General features: G+C 76.1%; 2 protein-coding genes and 1 pseudogene. 1 reads left to right on the forward strand and 2 read right to left on the reverse strand.

Translation table 11 applies throughout. The features are described 5' to 3' along the window. Together ACFV8H_RS41455 and ACFV8H_RS41460 are read right to left on the reverse strand one after the other, a co-directional pair. Positions 1-274, reverse strand: a pseudogene (locus ACFV8H_RS41455) (hypothetical protein); the annotation flags it as partial. Beyond that, the gene (locus ACFV8H_RS41460; protein WP_380409962.1) at positions 267-779 is read right to left on the reverse strand and encodes a SigE family RNA polymerase sigma factor; all 513 of its coding nucleotides are present in this window, start codon (positions 777-779) and stop codon (positions 267-269) included. The gene ACFV8H_RS41460 and the pseudogene ACFV8H_RS41455, both read right to left, overlap by 8 nt. Positions 780-1028: 249 nt before the next feature. Between ACFV8H_RS41460 and ACFV8H_RS41465 the strand changes: the two genes are divergently transcribed. Then, positions 1029-1251: hypothetical protein (locus ACFV8H_RS41465; protein WP_380409964.1), on the forward strand; the 223-nt coding region annotated here is incomplete at its 3' end.

The following is a 1251-nucleotide window of genomic DNA, read 5'->3' on the forward strand; positions in this document are numbered from 1 at the left end:
GGTGGGGGGGATCGGAGGCCGGCACGGAGGGAGTGTCCGTGGTGACCACTGCTCCGTGCTGCGGCCGCGGTGAGGGCGGCCCGGACGGGAGGGTCAGGTACAGGGCCGCCGCGGCGCAGGCCGCGGTCGCGCCCAGGGCGTACCGGCGGTGCCGGCGGTGGCGGCGCCGGTCGGCGCGGCGGCGGATCTCGGCAGGGGGCAGGGCCGGTGCGGGCACCTGCGTGCCGAGCAGCCGCAGCCGGTCGCCGACGCTGTCGTGGAGTGGGTCAGACACGGAGCTTTCCTTCCTCGCTGCTCGGGGTCCGGTCGGCGAGTCCGGCCGCGAGCGCGGTCCGGCCCCGGGTGAGGCGGCTCTTGACGGCGCTGACGCTGGCGCCGGTCTCGGCCGCGACCTGCTCGACGGGGAGGTCGCACATGTGGTGCAGGACCAGGGCGCTCCGCTGTGCCTCGGGCAGGTCGCGGAGCGCGGTGACCAGCATCAGGTGGTCCTCGGTGGGCGGTTCGACGGTGGGTGGTTCCGGGCGGTGGTGGCGTCCGGCCAGGTGCAGGCCCCGGGCCAGCCGCCGCCAGCGGGAGACGGCCAGCCGCCGGGCCGTGGTCCGGATCCACGCCTCCGGGGCGTGGTCCAGGTCGAAGGTGCGCCGTCGGTCCCACGCGCGGATGAAGGCCTCCTGGACCACGTCCTGCGCTTCGGACCAGTCGCCGGTCATCGCGTAGAGCTGCCCGGTCAGGCGGGAGAAGGACGCCGCGTAGAACGCGTCGAACTCCTGTGGCGTCATCAAGGGCCTCTCCTCCGGGGCTGTCCGTCAGTTCGCGGCGCAGGCGGCTCGCGCGGGAGCACTCCCCGGCGGTGGTGGAGCCGTGCGTCCCGGGTGGAGCCTCCCGCTCTGTACGCACGAGTGCCGTCCCCGGGTTGCACCCACGGGCTATGGCCTGGATCACATGTGCGGGGTGCGACCTGCCGGGCGTCGGGAGGCGTACCGGGGTGCGGGCATCAACCGGACGCCCGCAGGAAAGGACACGGATTCATGCGTATCCGCCCGATCACGCTCATCGCCGCCACCGCCGCGGTCATCGCGACCGCGGGGGGAGCGGCCACCGCTGCGACCAGCGCCTCCACCTCCACCTCCACCCCCACGGCCGCGCCGTCGGCCGCGCCCACGGCCGAGCCCACGGCCCAGAGCAAGCCCTCCGCCGCGCCCTCCGCCGCGCCCTCCGGCGCCGGCTCGTCCGCCGCCGGCGCGCCGGCCA

The organism is Kitasatospora sp. NPDC059827 (assembly GCF_042731675.1).
Lineage (GTDB): Bacteria > Actinomycetota > Actinomycetes > Streptomycetales > Streptomycetaceae > Kitasatospora.

Bases quoted from the DNA above. Each gene is read 5' to 3' on its own strand.
- ACFV8H_RS41460 (WP_380409962.1), bottom strand. From the start codon at position 779: ATGACGCCACAGGAGTTCGACGCGTTCTACGCGGCGTCCTTCTCCCGC.